This is a genomic window from Massiliimalia timonensis (genome assembly GCF_900186585.1).
In the GTDB taxonomy this organism is placed as follows: Bacteria; Bacillota; Clostridia; order Oscillospirales; family Ruminococcaceae; genus Massiliimalia; species Massiliimalia timonensis.
On record NZ_FYDD01000004.1, the window covers coordinates 533,201 to 552,301 of the forward strand.

Sequence of the window (19,101 nt, forward strand, 5' to 3'; positions counted from 1 at the left end):
GATGAAAACCAAAGACACTATTTTAGAGCTGCTGCTTAGAAACGCCGGCCAGTTCATATCAGGCGAGGAGATCAGCGAGCGCCTCGGCGTTTCCCGTGCCGCGGTCTGGAAAGCGGTGAATGCGCTGCGGGAGGACGGATACGAAGTCAAGGCAGTCACTCGGAAGGGCTATGCGCTGCAGGAGCCGAAGGGCGGTTTTATATCAGCCGAATGGCTGAGGCAGAAATGCGAAGGCCAATATATTGGAAATGAAATTTTGGTGCTGGAGCAGGTGGACTCTACCAATTCCTATGCGAAACAGATGGCGGAGCAGCCCGGCCATGACGGCGCCGTGATTCTGGCAAAGCGGCAGATGCACGGGAAAGGGCGTCTTTACCGGCATTTTTATTCCCCCACCGAGGAGGGCGTTTACCTGAGCGTTATCTTAAAGCCGGACATTCATTTGAAGGATCTTCCGCTGCTGACTCTGACTGCGTCGTTCAGTGTTTTGCAGGCAGTTGAGGAACTGTGCGGGATCAGCTTGCAGGTGAAGTGGCCTAACGACCTTGTTTGGGAGCGCAAAAAGATCTGCGGTATTTTAACAGAAAGCCTGTTGGAAACGGAAACCGGCCGGGTGCAGTCGGTGGTGGTAGGGATCGGCTTTAATTTAAACCACCATGGGTTTCCGGACGAATTGCAGGAGATCGCCTGTTCCCTGTATCAGATTACGGGAAAAAGCTGGAACCGAGAGAAACTTGCGGTTCTAATTTTAAAATATCTGGATCGGCTGCTTCAGGCTGGCTGGTACCGTACAAACCGCAAGGAGCTGATTGCTCAGTATCGGAAGCATTTGGGCTTTTTGGGGAAGGAGGTATCTATTCTTTTCCCGAAGCAGACGGTGAATGCCAAGGTGCTGGATGTAACAGAAGACGGAGGACTTCTGATTCAGGAAAACGGGAAATCAAAATCAGTGATCTACAGCGGCGAATTGAAAATAAAATGGTAAAACTTTTGCTTTTTACTGAGTTTCTCTGATAAAGTTGTAAATTAAATATTGCTATTTTAAATCCTATCTGTTAAAATATATTTATCTGTTTACTTATATGACGATTAGGAGGTTATTTTGATGTCTAAGCATCAGACAACGCAGGACGGCTGGGGCTCCAAGCTCGGTTTGATCCTGGCAATGGCCGGTAATGCCGTTGGTTTGGGAAACTTCTGGAAATTCCCATATATGGCAGCCGGAAACGGCGGCGGCGCATTTATGATCCCTTATTTTATTGCGCTTCTGTTATTGGGGTTCCCCATTATGGTTATGGAATGGCAGACCGGGCGGTTTGGCGGAGAAAAGGATGAACATACTATTGGCCCGATGCTTTATTTGCAGGCGCGTCAAAGGCTAAAGCCGAAAACCGCATTAAAGATCGGTGCGATCAGCGGCGGACTTTGCTTTGCGATCACCTTGCTGATCAACTCCTACTATACCCATATCGTCGGCTGGACGCTCAACTATTCGGTGATGTCCTTTACCGGAGATTATATGTCTGCTAGCGTGGACATGAAAGATTTGTTTGTTAATAATATTTCAGATCCGGTCAGGGTGTTTGTGTTCTGGATCATTGCGCTGGTGCTTTTGGCCTATGTGGTATCCCGCGGGATCGGCGGGGGAATTGAAAAGTGGGCGAAGGTTATGATGCCTGCTTTATATCTGTTTGCTATTGTTTTAGTAGTTACGGCTCTAACAACGGGAAGTCCTAAAAATCCTGACTGGTCGGCGTTAAAAGGGCTAAACTTTGTTTGGAACCCAGACTTCAGCAAGCTGACCTGGGGCGGTACGATGGCGGCCTGCGGGCAGATCTTCTACTCGCTTTCCATTGGTATGGGCTTGATTTGCCACTTTGCTTCTTATTTAAAGAAAGAAGACGACGTTGTAGTTTCTTCTGTAGCAACTGTTGCGCTGAACGAATTTGCGGAAATCATTTTGGCGGCGTCTATCGTTATCCCGATTGGGTACGCTTATCTGGGGCAGGAAGTACTGGAAAGCGCAGGGCCATCCCTGACCTTTATCACCCTACCGAATGCATTCCGTGACATGCCGCTGGGGCAGTTCTTCGGAGGCTTGTGGTTCCTGCTGCTCTTCTTCGCAGGGTTCACCTCTTCCATGGCGCTGTACAGCTACGTTACAAAATTCTTGTCCGAGATTGCAAATATTTCACAGAAAAAGGCATCTTGGATCATTATGGGCTGTTTTGTGCTGATCGGGTTCCCTGTTGCATTGGAAACGATCCTCAACAAATCCGGCGCTACCTATTACTTTGACGAGTTGGACTTGTGGATCGGTCAGTACTTCCTTTTGATTCTGGGCTTGATCGAGGTAATTGTTTACACCCGCTTTATTTCTATTCGTCAGCAGATGCGGCTGAATGAAGGGGCGTTGGCGAAACTTCCAAAACCGTTCTTTACCATTTTGCTCAAATATATTACCCCGCTGATGTTGATCATCGTGCTGACCGCGGCAACGATCGAGCGGATCAACAGCGGCGCGATGGCGTTGATCCCGAAAGGCGATGACGGAAGCGTCGACCCGATGCGGGTTTTCTGGGTGAACCTGGCCAGGGTCGTTATGATCGCGGTATTTGTAGTTGCTACGATCTTTACCAACCGGTATATTAAGCGGAAATATGCAGGGGAACTGTCGGCAAATGTGCCGGTACAGGAATAAGGAGGAATATCAATATGGACTTAACGATTGGCGCATTGATCTTCCTGATCGTTGTTTGGGTAGTGGTGTTAGGCGCTGTAGGGATCTCGATGAAGATGATCCTTTCGAAAGACAAAAAGAATAAATAAACGAATGATTGGAATTGGGTATGAAAAACGAAGAGTTGATTGAGGTTTTGGGCGAACTGACCCAAAGGATGGAGGAATCCGATCTGCTGGGCAGCGGAAAGGCACGGCTGGTCCGTACTGTTCATGAGCTTCAGGTGGATTTTGCTTCTTTAGATGTGCCGAAAAGGTTTGATGAGGTATACCGTTCCCTGATCAGCAAGGGTAGAAAACTGTTGACTTATTACCGCGTGGATGCGGACTCCAAAGAGTTACAGGACAAAACCAAATATTATGTAGGGTACCTGCATGCCGCATACGGGGACTTTACCGGCCAGGTCAAAAATATCCAGCCCTTTTACCGCTTGTTTTTACTTTGCTCGATCCTTTTTATGATCCTATCCCCCATGTATTTGACGCCGATTTTTTCCATTATCTTTATTATACCGATCGCGTTGGCGATGAAGGGTGTAAAGCAGCGGATCCGCAGCGGGTACTGGCTGGCGATGCTGATCGTACCGGTATCTATTATGACCGCGGTAATGTGGGTGCGAAATGGAGTTTATGTGCTGGGGAATTTTTCTCAGGCAGTGGCGCAGAACATGGAAAGTTCCGGCATGGGGCAGACCTTTTCTACTGTATTAACAGTTGCCTGCCCAATTTTAGGCTCGGTCCTGATGGTGCTGTCAATTCTGCTGCTCATTCAGGGATATAAAGTCAGAAAATTATTTGTATAGCCGGAAAACACACTGTCCTTGACGGTGTGTTTTCCTTTAGGGAGGAAAACAATCATGCAGCGATTTATTATCATTCCAGATTCCTTTAAAGGAACGATCAGCTCTATTGAGATCTGTGAGATCATCAAGCAAAAAGCACAGTTGATTTTTCCGGATTGCGATGTGGTGACTCTTCCAGTTGCAGATGGCGGGGAAGGAACGGTGGATTGCTTTTTGCAGGCAATGCCCGGTGAAAAGGTGTCCTGTCAGGTGACCGGTCCATGGTTTGAACAGGTCGACAGCTTTTATGGAATATTTGGGAAAACCGCGGTCATCGAAATGGCTGCCGCGGCCGGGCTTCCGATGGTGGAGGACCGGAAAGACCCGTCTAAAACCACGACTTATGGCGTTGGGGAACTGATGAAGCATGCCATGGAACACGGTGCGACCGAGATCGTGCTGGGGATGGGCGGAAGCTGCACCACAGATGGCGGCTGTGGTTGTGCTGCTGCCTTGGGCGCAAAATTCTACCGGGAGGACGGTTCTGAGTTTGTTCCAGTGGGAGAAAACCTGGATCAGATTGCCAGGGTCGATCTTCAGGAAGTGGAAAAACTGTGTAAAGGGGTCTCCATTACAGCAATGTGTGATGTGGAGAATCCAATGTACGGTTCCCGCGGGGCAGCTTACGTGTTTGGCCCGCAGAAAGGGGCAGGCCCAAGAATGGTGGAAATGCTGGACCAGAACCTGAAAGCACTGGCAAAGATCATGGAAGAACAACTAGGGCTGGCTGGCCTGCCGCAGCAGGAGGGTGCTGGGGCAGCCGGGGCGTTTGGCGCCGGAGCAGTAGCGTTTTTGGAGGCTAAACTAAATTCTGGGATCGAAACGGTACTGGATCACGTTCATTTTGATGAGCATTTGAAAACAGCAGACGCAGTATTTACCGGAGAGGGCCGCTTTGATTCCCAATCTCTAGACGGAAAGGTGATCAGCGGGGTAGCGCGCAGAACAAAGGCGGCGGAAATTCCGCTGTATGTTATTGCCGGGGACTTGGCACGGGACATCCCGGATGCCTACAGCCGGGGCGTCACCGCGATGTTCAGCATCAACCGCAACGCGATTCCCTTTGAGGAAGCGAAAAAACACAGCAAAGAGGATCTTGCCTTTATGGCAGAAAATATATTCCGCCTGATGCGCGGGGGAAAATAGCGTCGAAAAGAAATGTCAGGATACTTCGGTATTCTGACATTTTTTTTGTGTCTTTTTTTATATAATAACAGGGAAGCGGGAAAAACTGATACAAAGTGATATAAAATTAAAAAATATTACAAATAGTATAAAAGAAAGGACTTGATATTGTGGTGAAATTGGAGGAACAGGAGAAAGAACTGACCGCCTTTTTAAGCGGAGATATTGACCACCATACTGCGAAAGAAATCAGGGAAGCGATCGACCTAAAAGCGGAACAATGCCGGCCGGAACAGCTGATCTTAGATTTTAAAGACGTTACCTTTATGGACAGCAGTGGGATCGGCCTGGTTATGGGCAGGTATAAGCTGATGAAAGAGCTGGGCGGCAGCGTAACAGTTGTGCATGTGTCCGCCCATATCCGTAAAGTGATGATCCTTGCCGGGCTGGACAAGCTTGCTGTGATTCAAAAATAAGGAAAGGGAAATCAAAATGAAAGTTGTCAACGAAGCAAATTTAAACTTTTTAAGCCGTTCATCCAATGAAAGCTACGCCAGAATCGCGACTGCCGGTTTTTTTACACAGCTGGACCCGACGGTGGATGAAATCAGCGATATTAAGACCGCTGTGTCTGAAGCAGTTACTAACTGTATTGTACATGCGTACCGAGACACCTTGGGCAAAATTTATTTGACTGTCCGGATTCTGGAAGACCGCACAGCCTACATAAAAATCCGGGACCGCGGCTGCGGCATCCCAGATGTCAAACAAGCAATGGAGCCTATGTTTACCACCGCCGCCCAAGAAGAACGTGCGGGCTTGGGCTTTGCCGTGATGCAGGCGTTTATGGATAAGGTAACGGTGCGTTCTAACCCGGGAAAAGGAACGACCGTTACAATGGTAAAAAAATTGCAGTCACGGGGGGAGCATGACTAAATCAAAGGCGGAGCGGGATGCTTATGTGGAGCAGAATCTAGGGTTAGTGCATCTTTGCGTGAAGCGCTTTAAAGGGCGCGGCATCGAATATGACGACCTATATTCTGCGGGCTGTGTGGGGCTTATCAAAGCGATCGACGCCTTTGATGAGTCAAGAGGCGTACAGCTTTCCACCTATGCGGTGCCGGTGATTTTGGGCGAGATCAAGCGCCTGTTCCGGGATGGGGGCGCGATCAAGGTGAGCCGGAGCCTGAAAGAACTTTCGCTGAAGGTAGTCCGTGAAAAGGAAAACTTTACAAAAATCCACTCGAGAGAACCGCAGCTGTCTGAGCTAAGCGAGATTTTAGGCGCACCGGAAGAGGATATTGTGGAGGCGCTGAATGTCAGCAGCCCGCCGGTATCCCTGACCGAGGACGATGATTCCGGGGAGGGCAGACAGTTGGATGTGCGGGTGGAAAACCACGAGGAACGCATTTCTGAACTGCTGTCCTTAAAAGAGGTGGTGAACCATCTGGAAACTAGGGATCGGCGGCTTATCATGCTGCGGTACCTGCGGGGAAAAACCCAGACAGAGACTGCCAAGGAACTGGGGATGACGCAGGTACAGGTTTCCCGGCGGGAAAAAAAGATATTGACGATGCTGCGGGAAAAATTATTAGAATAAAAGAAGTGCCGGGGAAATTTTCCCGACACTTCTTTTATATTTGGCCTGTATTTACGATCGGAAGCATCTCCCCGGCAAGGAAAAAGGAGCCGCAGACTACGACCATTCCCTCCGCGCCTGCAAGAGAACGCGCCGTGGCATATGCTTTGCGGAGGTCATGGATCGCATAAACCTGGCCGCAGTAGTGGGAAGCGGACTGTTTCAGTTGCTCTTCGCCAAGCGCTCTGGGGTGATTTACCGGTACGCAGATCACCGCATCCGCCGGCCGGCAGACAGCGCCAAGCGCATGCCCATAATCTTTGTCCGCCATCATACCGATCAGGAGGACTTTTTTTCCCAAAAACTGCTCCAATGTGTGTGCAAGCCCTTGCGCTCCCTCCAAATTATGCGCGCCATCAACATAGACAAGGGGATGCTCTCCCAGCTTTTGAAACCGGGCGGAAAAAGCAGTATTTTTTAGGCCGGTTTGGATCGCTGATTCCGGAATCAGGAACCCTTTGGTCTGTAACAGACGAACCGTGTCTAATACGGCCACTGCGTTGTAAATTTGATGTTCCCCCACCAAGGTGATTTGATAATCCTTTCCCTGATAGGAAAACTCAGCCCCCTGAAGATCAGCGCGATGGATCTGGATATTTGCGGGATTTGATTTAATCAGCCGGCTCCCGGTCAAAGCGCACTGTTCCATCAGGACGGCTAAAGCATCGGGGGACTGTTTCGGATAACAGACGCAATCGCCGCCCGGTTTGATGATCCCAGCCTTTTCCCGGGCGATTTTCTCCACAGTATCACCAAGGATATGGGTGTGATCTAAGGAGATGGAGGTAATGACAGCCGCGAGGGGCGTATGGATGATATTGGTGGAATCAAACCGCCCGCCAAGCCCTACCTCTAAGCAGACAATGTCGCATTGCTTCTCTAAAAAATATAAAAAGGCGATCGCGGTTACCACGTCAAATTCCGTGACAAACAGCTTTTCCTCTTTCATCTGTTCCAGTACCGGCATGATCTGTCCGGTGATCCGTGCAAGGTCCGGATGAGAGATCATAGCCCCGTTTACCTGAAATCTCTCACAGAAATCAAGCACATAGGGGGAAGTATACATGCCGCACCGGTATCCGGCTTCTTTTAAAATATTGGCGCACATTGCCACCGTGGAGCCTTTTCCGTTAGTCCCCGCAACATGGACAAAGCGAAGCTTGTCCTGCGGATCGCCGAGCCGCTGTAACAGCGGACGTACCCGCTCCAAACCGGTGGACGGCACAAAGGGGCGAAAGGAGTGGATATAATCCAGCGCCTCTGAATAGGTCATAATAATTTCCTTCTTTCCAGATCGATCCCCCTGCCTGTTTAGACAGGGGGAAAGGATTAACCTAGCGCCTGAATGCTTTCGAGGATCTTTGCCATCTTTTCTTCAGCGCGCGCCAATTTTTCGCGTTCCTGCTCTACAATGTTAGCAGGAGCTTTAGACACAAACTTTTCATTAGACAGTTTGCCGGACAGCATTTTGATGTCTTTTTCGCAGTTTGCTTTCTCCCGGTTTAAGCGTTCCAGTTCCTTGTCTTTGTCGATCAGGTCCTCCATTGGGATAAAGAGCCGGGCGTCGTTGGTGACCACCTGTACGGCTCCGTCGATCGACCAATCTGCGGCGACCTGCAGATCGGAGGCGGAAGCAAGCTTTTCAAAGAAAGCCTTGCAGGAACGGAACAGTTCTTCGTGTTCTGTTGCCGCGTAAACAACTGCTTTTCTGCTTGGCGGTACATTTTTTTCTGCTCTGGCGTTGCGGATGCCCTTGATCGCATCCATAATTTTTTCAAAGTCTTTTTCCTCCGCCGAGAAGTTGAGTGAATCCTCATAAACAGGCCATTTCGCAATCATGATGCTGGCTGAATCGTTCGGGATCGCCTGCCAGATTTCTTCGGTGATAAACGGCATGAACGGGTGCAGCAGTTTCAGACAGTTTGCCATGATGTACACCAGTACTTTTTGGGCGTTCAATGCTGTTTCGCCGCCAGCCTGGATTTTGGTTTTTGTCAGTTCAATATACCAGTCGCAGAGGTAATCCCAAATGAAATCGTACACCTTGGAGGCCGCAATGCCAAGTTCAAATTTATCAAGATTTTCCGTCACCTCTTTGACAAGGTTGTTGTATTTGGTCAGCACCCATTTGTCCTCCAAAGTCAAGGTATCCGGAAGGACAGGGGCGGTGATCTCATCAGAAAGATTCATCAGGATAAAGCGGGTCGCGTTCCACAGCTTGTTTGCAAAGTTGCGGGCAGCTTTTACCTTGTCTTCCGAGTAACGCAGGTCGTTCCCCGGACTGTTTCCGCTTGCCAGCATATACCGCAGAGCGTCTGCGCCGAACTCATCGATTACCTCCAGCGGGTCGATTCCGTTGCCCAGGGATTTGGACATTTTGCGGCCCTGTTCGTCCCGGACAAGCCCGTGGATCAAAACAGTATTGAACGGCACCTCCCCGGTGTGTTCTACCGCGGAGAAGATCATCCGGGCCACCCAGAAGAAGATGATGTCATACCCGGTCACCAGGGTGTTGGTGGGATAGAAGTATTTTAAGTCTTCTGTCTGTTCCGGCCAGCCCAATGTGGAGAACGGCCACAAAGCGGAAGAAAACCAAGTGTCCAGCGTATCTTCATCCTGATGGAACGAAGTGGCGCCGCATTTTGGGCAGGTATGGGGCTCTTCTTTGGAAACAACGGTTTCCCCGCAGGTGGTGCAGTAGTAAGCTGGGATGCGGTGTCCCCACCACAGCTGGCGGGAGATACACCAGTCTTTGATGTTTTCCATCCAGTGGTAATAGATCTTGTCAAAGCGTTCCGGGACAAATTTTGTTTCCCCGTTTTTCACCGCTTCAATTGCCGGTTTTGCCAGCGGCTCCATTTTTACAAACCATTGTTTGGAAACGCGGGGTTCCACTGTGGTAGAACAACGATAGCATTCCCCAACGTTGTGAACGTGTTCCTCCACCTTGACCAGATATCCACCTTCTTCCAGATCGGCAACGATCGCTTTTCTGGCTTCGTAACGTTCCATCCCCGCGTATTTTCCGCAGTCTTCTGTCATGTGCGCGTCGTCGGTCATAACGTTGATGACCGGCAGGTTGTGGCGAAGCCCCACCTCAAAGTCGTTCGGGTCATGGGCGGGGGTGATTTTAACCACGCCGGTCCCGAATTCCCGGTCAACATAATCGTCGGCAACGATCGGGATTTCCCGTCCCACCAGCGGCAGGGTCAGGGTTTTCCCAACGAGGTGCTTGTAGCGGCCGTCCTCTGGATTGACTGCAACAGCCGTATCCCCCAACATGGTTTCCGGCCGGGTAGTCGCCAGCTCCAGCCAGCCGGAACCATCGGCTAAAGGATAACGCAGATGCCAGAAATGGCCGTGCTGTTCCGAATATTCCACCTCCGCGTCAGAGATAGAGGTCAGACAGTGCGGGCACCAGTTGATGATGCGCTCGCCCTGATAGATCAGCCCTTTTTCGTACAGCCGCACAAATACTTCTTTTACCGCCTCGGAACAGCCATCGTCCAACGTGAAGCGTTCCCGGGACCAATCGCAGGAGGAACCCAGCTTTTTAAGCTGTTCTACGATCCGTCCGCCGTACTGACGTTTCCAGTCCCAGGCACGTTCCAAAAATTTTTCACGCCCCAGATCCTCTTTGGAAATACCTTCCTTTTTCATCGCCTCTACGATTTTAGCTTCAGTCGCGATCGAGGCGTGGTCGGTGCCGGGTACCCACAGTGCGGCATATCCCTGCAATCGTTTATAGCGGATCAAAATGTCCTGTAATGTTTCGTCTAAAGCGTGCCCCATATGAAGCTGCCCGGTGATGTTCGGCGGCGGGATCACGATGGTATAAGGCTCCTTTTTGGGATCTGGGTCGGCTTTAAAATATCCGTTTTCCTGCCAGAATTGATAGATCCTGTCTTCAAATTCTTTTGGCGCATACACTTTTTCCAATTCTTTTTTCATTGATTTTCCTCCTTCGGTCGTTTTCTTCGGGCCGGAAACGATAAAAAATCCGCCCGAAGCACATTTGTGCTCAGGGCGGAATAACTTCCGTGGTACCACCTGAATTCGGAACCATATGGCTCCGCACTCGATCACACAGGGGCAGATCTCCTGCTCCGATGCGGATTCCGGTAACGGCGGAAATCCCGTCGCCGCTTACTGAAAAAATGTTCAGCGGCGCAGCTCAAAGGCTACCTTCCATTCTCCCGTCACGGAAACTTACACCAGCCGTTCCCTCTCTTGGCTTTGGAAAGAATGTACTCCTCCTCGTCACAGCTTTTGTGATTCAAGATTGTGCATTTATTATATCATGAACCCCAAAGACTTTCAAGCCTATAAAACAGCAAAAATTCCCGGAAAGAAAAAGCGGCTGTTGGCAAAAATGGTTAAAAGGGAAGTTCATATAAGGTAATTATGGTTTGAAGCGAATACAGCAGCTCTTCCCGTGAAAGACCATAGCGAGCAAGTTCTTCCTCGGTCAGCCGGTTTACCTTGTCGTAAAAATCCAGCGCCACCAAAAGGTCGGATAAACGCTCTGAGGAAAGGTTTTGGGAGAGATAATCAAGGGCGCGCTGGTATTCCCGGCTTTCCAATAATTTCAAGGTGTGCCGGTATAAGTCGTCGGAAGAAGTGGTCGTCGTTTCCTCTTCGATTTTATATTCCGGCCGGTCCTTTTGAAATACCGTAAGCGCCACTACCCGCACCATGTCGCTGATCTGGCGCATAAACCAGTCCTTTTCATAATCGCAGATCATGGTAAAAACCTCCTATTTTACCAGTAAGCGCCCGGCAAGCTCCGGATCCGGGGTAACATAGGCGGTTTGGTAATCGGTGAAGATCACCATCCCCGGTTTGGCGCCGTTCGGCTTTTTTACATACCGCACCAGTGTGTAATCCACAGGCACCTGCGCCGAATCCCTGGCCTTGGAATTAAACGCCGCGATTTTAGCCGCTTCCTCAATGGTGCGGTTTGGGATCTCTTTTCCATCTGCCACTACAATGACATGGGAACCGGCGATTTTTTGGGTGTGCAGCCAGAGGTCATAGTTTCGGGCTGTTTTTAAGGTCAGCTTATCATTTTGACGGTTGTTCCTTCCGCAAAGGATGGTAAATCCATCCGAGGATCGATATTGAAGCGGCGGAAGAGGCTTTAGCATCTTATTTTTGTTGCGGTAGTTTTTCAGGTATCCCTGTTCCGCCAATTCCTCCCGGATCTCCAGCAGCTCGCTTTCTCCGGTGGTACGGGTCACCGCGTCAAAAATACTGTCCAGATAGACCAGCTCCTGTTCAGACTGTTCGATCAGCCCCCGCAGTTTTTCTTCCGCTGTCTTGGCTTTCCGGTATTCGGTATAGTATTTCTGTGCGTTCTGTGCAGGAGTAAGGGACTCATCCAGCGAAATTTGGATCTGCGGGGCATTTTCCTCATAGAAATTTTGCACCGTGACCGTTTTGTCCCCTTTGTGAAACGCCCACAGGTTCGCGTTTAACAAGTCGCCGTAGATTTTGTAAAGATCCCGGTTTTCTGAATCCGCCAGCTCGCGCTTCTGCACATCCAGCTTGCGAACGATCCGCTCGGTGGTGTTGACTAACAGTTTTAAGAGGTCGTGGGAGCGCTGTTTCATCCGTTCTATCCGGTCGCGCTCTGAAAAGAAGTGGTCCAGAAGCTCCCCGGCTGTGCTAAAAGTAGTTTTTTGGAGGAAAGAGCCGTACTCTTCGATCGGGATCAGGGTGAAATCTTTCGGCTTGCCATTTTCAGAAACAACGGTAAACTGTTCGGTCCCATTTTGCACCATTTCCCGGATCTGGTCTATTTTATCAAACATCCTGTTCAATCGGAAATTTGATACGTCATTTTTCAGCAGGTCGATCCCGCCGGTAGCATAATAGGCGATCTCGCGGGAAAGAAGCGGGGACACCCCGGAATACACCTGCATGATCGCTTTGGCGAAATCCTGATTTTTCCCCTGCTTCAATGCCTTGGCCGCTTCTTCACGGGTCGAGGTGAAAAAGTTCAGTTTATCCTGAGCCGGCGGCAGGGTGTAAGCCATGCCGGGCAGGACGCATCGCACACTGGACATTTCATCGGTAATGCGCTTGACCGCATCAATGATTTTCCCGTCCTGATTGACTAGGATAATATTGGAGTGCCGCCCCATAATTTCCACCGCGATGGTCATGGTCACCAAATCACCCAGCTCGTTCACGGTTTCAAAATCTAAAAACAGGATGCGGTCGCTGCCCAACTGGCGGACTGCAACCAGTTTTGCCGTGCTTAAGTGCTTGCGCAGCAGCATGCAGAACATGGGCGGGGTTTTGGGGTTCTCCAAAGAGATTTTTGTAAAGTGGATGCGCGGGCTGTTAGCAGAGGCGCTGATAAAAAGCTTGACACTGCCGCCCCGGAACCGCAGGCCGATCACGATCTCTTCCTTAGAAGGCTGGTAAATTTTATCCACCCGGCTACCAAGCGCGGTTTCTTCTATTTCCCGCTTTAAAGAAGCAAGAAAAATACCATCTAATGCCACTGTAGATTCTCCTTATCATGAAAAATAAGGACGGGCGATCTGTCACCCGTCCCGGTTTGGTTAGATTGTTTTGACTGGGTTCTCCCGGCTTAACAGGATCGGGGAAAGATTTGTAGACACTTCGATTTGCTCCGCCAAAGAAAAGAACACCACGTTTTCGGAATCAAAATGTCCCGCTTCGATCAAATTCAGCCCCAAATTCTGCGCGTCAATAAAGGCGTCGTGCTTGAGGTCCCCGGTAATAAAAGTATCAATATCGCAACTGAGTACCTGCTGCATCATGCTCCCGCCGCTTCCTGAAATGTAAGCCACTTTTTGGACCGGTTTTCCGCTGTCATAATACCTTACGCCGCTGGCACCCAGGTTTTTCTTGATCAGCGCCGCATATTCCGGCACCGGCATCGGGGCAGGAAGATTGCCCAGACGTCCCAGGTCGTCTAAGCAAAGCGGGGAGGCAATATTTTGCAGGCAGTAATATTTTGCCAACACTGCGTTGACCCCGGTTTCCGCTTTGTCAAGGTTGGTGTGCGCGCTGATGACAGAAATGCCGTTTCGGATCAGCTGGTATACAGTCGAGTCGGCCTGTACCTGTTTTAACGGATGGAAAATAACGGGATGGTGAGTAATGATCAGGTCGATCCCTTCTTTTACCGCCTGCCGGATCACCGCATGGGTAATGTCCAGCGCCAGCCCGATCTTTGTCACTTCCTGATCCGGGTCGCCCACAAGCAGGCCGCAGTTGTCAAATTCTTCTGCGGTGTCAAAGGGGGCTAATTGATCTAAAAAACGGTAGATTTCATAAACTTTCATAGGATACACCAGCACTTTCTCTTCGTTTCCTTATAGTATATCATCTTTTCCGGGTTTTTGCAAAAGCTTGCGGATGTCCGCCGCCAAGGTACGGTAGTGCTCCGCAAGTTCGTTTTGTTTCTGGGAACGGGAAAGCCCGTCTGCGATCCGTTCCATCCGGTCCGCCTGAAAACTAAGATAAGCGTCGCGGTGCGGGGAGGAGCTTTGCGGGACTTTCCCCACCAGCGCGGATAATTCATCGAGCTCCTGCGCCTCTCCTGTCCATTGGCAGAGGAATACCGAGTAAAAATGCCCGTTTTCTGCCACCGGTTCTTCTTTTAAGATGGAAAAGCCGTGGCGGGCCAGCGTGCGGCGCAGAAAATCAGCCTGTGTCATGGGCTGTAAGATAAAATGTTTTTGCGGGTCTTTGGCCCATGAGCAGGATAATATGATCCGGGCAATCAGCTCGCCGCCCATCCCGGCAATAACAATGTCGTCCGCTTCCTCAGCACGAATGCCGGAAAGACCATCTGAAAGGAGGGTCCGGATCTGTTCCGAGAACCCCTGTTCACGGATATGCGCCCGGGCGCAGGACAGCGGCTTTTCGTTAACGTCAGCGGCAATGACCTGCCGGGTGATCTGGTTTTTTACTAAAAAGCAGGGAAGGTATGCGTGATCGGTGCCGATATCGCATACCTTATGGCCGGGGCAGATGAACCGCGCGCAGGCGGCCAGACGTAGATCGAGCAAAATTATTCTCCTTTGGTTTGTTTTTGAAAATCCGCGATCGCTTTTTGCGCGCGGGAGGCAAAGAATGCAGTGAGAAACTGCACGACTGTGACCGCACTAAGCGAAATGACATACCCAATTTCAGTTTTTGGGACCAGCAGTAAAACTACCAACCCCAAAACACGGCCAAAACCACGGGTCATTTCAAAAATCCCGAGGTATTCTCCACGGCAGGGATACCCATCCGGCATAGAGGAAATGACCAGAAAGTCGATTGAGGTGGCAGGGTTCATCAATAAGACCACGAAAAAGGCATTCACCAAACTGAGCGCCAGAATGGTGGCAGCGCTTAGCTGGATCGCCAGCATGAAAGCTGCCCCTGTCAAAACGCAGGTGGTCAGATACATGCTTTTGACCCGATTGCTGGCATTGACGAACCGTCCGCACAGATATTGTGAAAAAATTGCCATGAAGCCGACCAACAAGGCATTTAACCCGATCAGGGCTTCGCTTTCTACATATTGGTACAGCAGGACGTTTAAGAAAAACTGGAACACCCCATCCCGGATGCTGCGCAGAAAGATCTGCAAATTTACCAAAGCCCAGCAGCGGTTGGTAAAAAGCTGACGGATGCAGTGGCGGTACTGGGTCTTGTTTCGCTGGGGCTCCACTTTGGGAAGCCGAGTGAACAGAAAAATAGAGATAATAGACACCACAAAGGCACAGCCAAACATGATGTTATATCCGGTGTATCCGGAAAATGCGTCAATGACCGCGCCGGCAATGGCGGGGACGATGAGCGCAATGATGCTTGCAAATACGCCGATAAAGGAAATGGAGATATCCCGGGTATCGTCTTCGGAATAAAGAGAGATCGCGTTGAGATAGGTGTACCAGAAAAAACCGCCCCCAAAGCCGATCAACAAGGCAATCGGGATAACAAAGGAGGAGATGTTCTCCATACAGATCAAAAAAATCAGGTAAGCCGCCAAATGGCAGCCGATCCCCAGAAAGGTGACATATTTTAAATAGACATGCTTGATGATCATTCCGCCCAGCAGCATCCCTATACCAGAGCAGAGAAAATTGATCATATTATAATAGATGGGGAGGTTGACGTCATCCGATGTTTTTAACAGCAGGATATTGATGAATACGGCATGGATATTAATGGCGACCACAAAACAGAAATGTGAAATTGCAAAGTTCAAAAACTTTTGATTTAGGCGGTCGATTCCAAAAAAGGTAATTAGGCTGTTGCGTAATTTTGCCGCGGTGATCTTCATGGTGTGTACCTCCAGTCAAGGAGAAAATGGCCCGTATCATAAATGATGTTCTGATAAAGAATCGTCCGAATTGTTTTTCGGACGATTCTTTTCGTATTTGATTTGCTCAGATTATGCCAGATGAGCCTTTAAGGCATCGATCAATTCATTGACGTCGATTCCGTGTACTTCACAGGCCTGTTCAATGCTTTCTGCGCGTGCGGCAGGGCAGCCCAGGCAGTGCATGCCAGCCTCTAAAAAGCATTCTGCGGTAGTGCCGTCATAATCTAAAATATCACCGATAATGGAATCTTTTGTAACCGTATAAGCCATGTTTTACACTCCTTTACCACTTATTACGGTTTTATTATACCAGATTGCCTTAGGAATGCAAGCGGTTCGCCCCAAAAAACAAAACGTCATTATCACGAAAATATGACATGGTTTTCTCTGATTTTAACAAAGTTTTTTCACCTGCTTTTCATTGACTTCCCCTTTAAAAAGGAGTATACTGTTACACGCGAGCAAACTGTGTGGTAGCGCTGCGGCGAGGAAAGTCCGGGCATCACAGGGCAGGATAGCTGCTAACAGCAGCCGGAGGCGACTCTAGGGCGAGTGCAACAGAAAGAAACCGCCGTATTTACGGTAAGGATGGAAAGGCGAGGTAAGAGCTCACCAGCGTGCGGGGAACTGTACGGCTATGTAAACCCTATCCGATGCAACACCGACAAGGATGGATTCGTTGGCCCGACGGTCCTGAAAGGTGGCACTGAGCACATTGCGGCGACGCTGTGCCAAGATAGATTACCACAAAAACAGAACCCGGCTTATAGGTTTGGTCGCATTTTTGACAGGAAACAGGCTGTGTCCTTTGGCGCGGCCTGTTTTTGTTTTGCATGTACGTCTGACAGTTTCCGTGAGGAAAAACGGAATATGTGAAACAATTGATTCTTATTTAACATTTTTTGAATTTTTGCGTGCAAATTGTGACAAAAATATGGCTGTTTTTACTGCATGTTGCTCAATTTTCACAAGTTTTATGGGTGCAAAAAGCGGTTTCTTACACAAAAGTACAAAGTGCCTTTACAGGGACTTTACACGTCAAAATGAGTGTGATATTATTACTGTGATATATTGAAGCAAAAAGACAAGTTTTACCATTTTGGAACATAAGTATTAAGTGTGAAAGAAAAAACGATACGGAGATTGAACAAATATGTTTACTACCTCAAAAAAGAGAATTGTGTGCGCAGCGGCCGTCAGCGTGATTCTGCTGGGGCTGATTGGCTTGGATTACAAAGCTTTCTTTAACAGTGACCAGTCTTATGGCACGGTACTGTTTATCTGCGCGGTGCTGCTGTGCGCGCTGTTCGGCGTAATTTTGGCGGTGAAATTTAATTTTAACGAAAAATGGGAAAAAAGGTATGCCATGATCTACCTGTTTGCAGGGCCGTTTGTCACCTTAACTTTGGTGGAATGCTTAGGCAACAACTTTGTATACGATTTTTCCCCGATCGCATTTATTGCCAACTATCTGGTGTATCTGCTGTTATACGGCGTAGCATATGCGCTTACCAACCGTATTGGGGTATCCGGGATCATCATCAGTTCCATTTTAAGTATTTTTGGGCTGGTAAACCATTTTGTCCTGAATTTCCGCGGCACGCCGTTTGTCCCACTGGACTTTTTGGGAGCAGGCACCGCGGCTAATGTTGCCCAGAATTATGATTTTACTCCGACCTGCCAGATGATCCTCTCCGGGCTGATGCTGGCGTGCATGATCGCGTTGGGCATAAAAGTGACTTATGTAAACAGGGTACGCCGGAAGGCTGCCCGGCGCAGTGTTTATACGCTGGCGACCTTTGCCGCGGTGATGTTTGTATTCTATGGGACGCCGTTTTTGAGCAGTCTGAATATTACTGCTAACCTGTGGAATCAGTTGAGCGGGTATAAGCAGCAGGGAAGCGTGGTCAGCTTTTGGCTGAACACAAAGACCTTGTTTGTCAACGAACCGGATGAGTACTCTGCGGAAAAGGTAGAGGAGATCGCAAATAAAACGACAAATACGGTAGAATCCTCCAATGCCAGCAGCAAAGGGGAATCGCAGCAGAAAGTAAAACCAAACATCATTGCTATTATGAATGAAACATGGTCGGATCTAAGCGCGATCGGCAATGAATTTGAAGTAAGCGAAGACCCCATGCCGTTTTACCATTCCCTGACTGAAAATACGATCAAGGGGAACCTTTTTGTTTCGATTTATGGCAATGGGACCAGCAACTCCGAGTTTGAATTTTTGACCGGGAACACGTTGGCATTTCTGCCGTCTGGCTGCAATGCCTATGAGCAATATATCCGGGAAGAAACAGATTCCTTAGTATCTACCCTCGCGAACCAGGGTTATTCCAGAACAGCCGTCCATCCATATTATGGAGATGGCTGGAACCGGGATGTCGTTTATCCGTTATTGGGCTTTGAAAATTTTTATGATTTGAATTACTTTAGCCAGAACAATTTGATGCGGCGCTATGTAAGCGACAGCGACAACTATAAAAAGATTATCAGCCTGTTTGAAAACCGGGATCAGGATAAGCCATTTTTCCTGTTTAATGTGACGATGCAGAACCACGGCGGATATGATATTCAGTACCCGAATTTCCCTGAAACGGTTACTCTGCCGTGGGATGCGGAAAACCAATATCCCAAAACGCAGCAGTACCTGTCTTTAATGAAGGAAACGGACAATGCGTTTAAGGAATTAATAGAGTATTTCAGCAAGGTGGAGGAGCCAACCATCATTGTGATGTTCGGCGACCATCAGGCCAAGATCGAACAGGAATTTTATGAGGACGTCCTGTTCGGCGGGAAATCCATTTCCAGCTTGTCCTTGGAAGAAAACCAGCAGCGTTATATCACCCCGTTTGTGATTTGGGCAAATTATGATATTGAAGAGCAATACATAGAACAGATCAGCGCCAACTATCTGTCGACTTTGCTTTTGGAAACGGCCGGCTTGGAAATGACCCCGTACAACCAGTATTTGTGGAGCTTGTACCAGCAGCTTCCAGTCATCAATGCGGTGGGTTACATCGACAAGAATAACACCTATTATGATTATAAAACAGAATCTGAGTATTCCGGCATGTTGGAAGATTACAAGATTTTGCAGTATAACAACATGTTTGATAAAGAGGGCAAGAAAGACGATGTCTTCTCCTTGGAGGGAACACCTTATGGAAACGACACGGCTTCCCTGTTTGGGCTGCCGGATACGACGGTGAAAACAATTTCTAATCTGATGTATTCATTGGGCGCATAAAATGATTAAAAGAGCATCGCTAATTCGCGATGCTCTTTTTTGTAGTTAGAGGATAACATGAGCAGACGGTAGAAACTGTAGACTGCGGCCTGCGACTCGGCATAGACAGAAGATCTTAAACAGGAAAAACAGATTTTACGCA

General features: G+C 48.9%; 16 protein-coding genes, 1 other RNA gene and 1 other annotated feature. Of the genes, 9 read left to right on the top strand and 8 right to left on the bottom strand.

The features are described 5' to 3' along the window. The first annotated feature begins 1 nt into the window (after position 1). From CIB36_RS10355 to CIB36_RS10385, 7 genes are all read left to right on the top strand, one after another. Positions 2–985, top strand: a complete 984-nt coding sequence (locus tag CIB36_RS10355) for a biotin--[acetyl-CoA-carboxylase] ligase (protein ID WP_093989479.1) — start codon at positions 2–4, stop codon at positions 983–985. A gap of 120 nt (positions 986–1,105) precedes the next feature. Further along, on the top strand, positions 1,106–2,701 hold the full coding sequence (locus CIB36_RS10360) for a sodium-dependent transporter (protein ID WP_093989480.1): 1,596 nt from the start codon (positions 1,106–1,108) through the stop codon (positions 2,699–2,701). 148 nt (positions 2,702–2,849) lie between these two features. Beyond that, positions 2,850–3,542, top strand: a complete 693-nt coding sequence (locus CIB36_RS10365) for a hypothetical protein (RefSeq protein ID WP_093989481.1) — start codon at positions 2,850–2,852, stop codon at positions 3,540–3,542. A gap of 54 nt (positions 3,543–3,596) precedes the next feature. Further along, the gene (locus tag CIB36_RS10370) at positions 3,597–4,727 is read left to right on the top strand and encodes a glycerate kinase family protein (protein WP_093989482.1); all 1,131 of its coding nucleotides are present in this window, start codon (positions 3,597–3,599) and stop codon (positions 4,725–4,727) included. A gap of 149 nt (positions 4,728–4,876) precedes the next feature. Further along, positions 4,877–5,182 carry an STAS domain-containing protein gene (locus tag CIB36_RS10375; protein ID WP_324612399.1) on the top strand — a complete coding sequence of 102 codons (306 nt, stop codon included), beginning with the start codon at positions 4,877–4,879 and terminating at the stop codon, positions 5,180–5,182. A gap of 16 nt (positions 5,183–5,198) precedes the next feature. Next, positions 5,199–5,642, top strand: a complete 444-nt coding sequence (gene spoIIAB / locus CIB36_RS10380) for an anti-sigma F factor (RefSeq protein ID WP_093989484.1) — start codon at positions 5,199–5,201, stop codon at positions 5,640–5,642. Further along, positions 5,635–6,306 carry a sigma-70 family RNA polymerase sigma factor gene (locus tag CIB36_RS10385; protein ID WP_093989485.1) on the top strand — a complete coding sequence of 224 codons (672 nt, stop codon included), beginning with the start codon at positions 5,635–5,637 and terminating at the stop codon, positions 6,304–6,306. The genes spoIIAB and CIB36_RS10385 overlap by 8 nt, the downstream gene beginning before the upstream one ends. A 34-nt stretch (positions 6,307–6,340) precedes the next feature. On the opposite strand, the gene CIB36_RS10390 is transcribed toward CIB36_RS10385, so the two are convergent. From CIB36_RS10390 to CIB36_RS10425, 8 genes are all read right to left on the bottom strand, one after another. Continuing rightward, complete coding sequence (locus CIB36_RS10390; protein ID WP_093989486.1) at positions 6,341–7,618, bottom strand: bifunctional folylpolyglutamate synthase/dihydrofolate synthase; 1,278 nt, start codon at positions 7,616–7,618, stop codon at positions 6,341–6,343. 56 nt (positions 7,619–7,674) lie between these two features. Continuing rightward, a complete protein-coding gene (locus CIB36_RS10395) occupies positions 7,675–10,296 on the bottom strand; it encodes a valine--tRNA ligase (RefSeq protein WP_093989487.1) in 2,622 nt (873 codons plus the stop codon). Between the two features lie 68 nt (positions 10,297–10,364). Further along, positions 10,365–10,618, bottom strand: a binding site (T-box leader). 103 nt (positions 10,619–10,721) lie between these two features. Further along, entirely contained in the window at positions 10,722–11,090 is a 369-nt protein-coding gene (locus CIB36_RS10400; protein ID WP_093989488.1) for a DUF6483 family protein, read from the bottom strand. A gap of 12 nt (positions 11,091–11,102) precedes the next feature. Further along, entirely contained in the window at positions 11,103–12,857 is a 1,755-nt protein-coding gene (locus tag CIB36_RS10405; RefSeq protein ID WP_093989489.1) for an Rqc2 family fibronectin-binding protein, read from the bottom strand. Between the two features lie 60 nt (positions 12,858–12,917). Beyond that, positions 12,918–13,667 carry a Nif3-like dinuclear metal center hexameric protein gene (locus CIB36_RS10410; RefSeq protein WP_158662664.1) on the bottom strand — a complete coding sequence of 250 codons (750 nt, stop codon included), beginning with the start codon at positions 13,665–13,667 and terminating at the stop codon, positions 12,918–12,920. A gap of 30 nt (positions 13,668–13,697) precedes the next feature. Further along, entirely contained in the window at positions 13,698–14,396 is a 699-nt protein-coding gene (locus CIB36_RS10415; RefSeq protein ID WP_158662665.1) for a tRNA (adenine(22)-N(1))-methyltransferase, read from the bottom strand. Between the two features lie 2 nt (positions 14,397–14,398). Continuing rightward, positions 14,399–15,661, bottom strand: coding sequence for an MFS transporter (locus CIB36_RS10420; protein ID WP_093989492.1), 1,263 nt, complete (start codon positions 15,659–15,661; stop codon positions 14,399–14,401). Between the two features lie 111 nt (positions 15,662–15,772). Next, on the bottom strand, positions 15,773–15,973 hold the full coding sequence (locus tag CIB36_RS10425) for a DUF1858 domain-containing protein (RefSeq protein ID WP_093989493.1): 201 nt from the start codon (positions 15,971–15,973) through the stop codon (positions 15,773–15,775). Between the two features lie 188 nt (positions 15,974–16,161). Here CIB36_RS10425 and rnpB point away from each other — a divergent pair. Together rnpB and CIB36_RS10440 are read left to right on the top strand one after the other, a co-directional pair. Continuing rightward, positions 16,162–16,486, top strand: an RNA gene (rnpB, locus tag CIB36_RS10430) — RNase P RNA component class A. Positions 16,487–16,856: 370 nt separating this feature from the next. Further along, complete coding sequence (locus CIB36_RS10440) at positions 16,857–18,959, top strand: LTA synthase family protein (RefSeq protein WP_093989495.1); 2,103 nt, start codon at positions 16,857–16,859, stop codon at positions 18,957–18,959. The last annotated feature ends 142 nt before the right edge of the window (positions 18,960–19,101 follow it).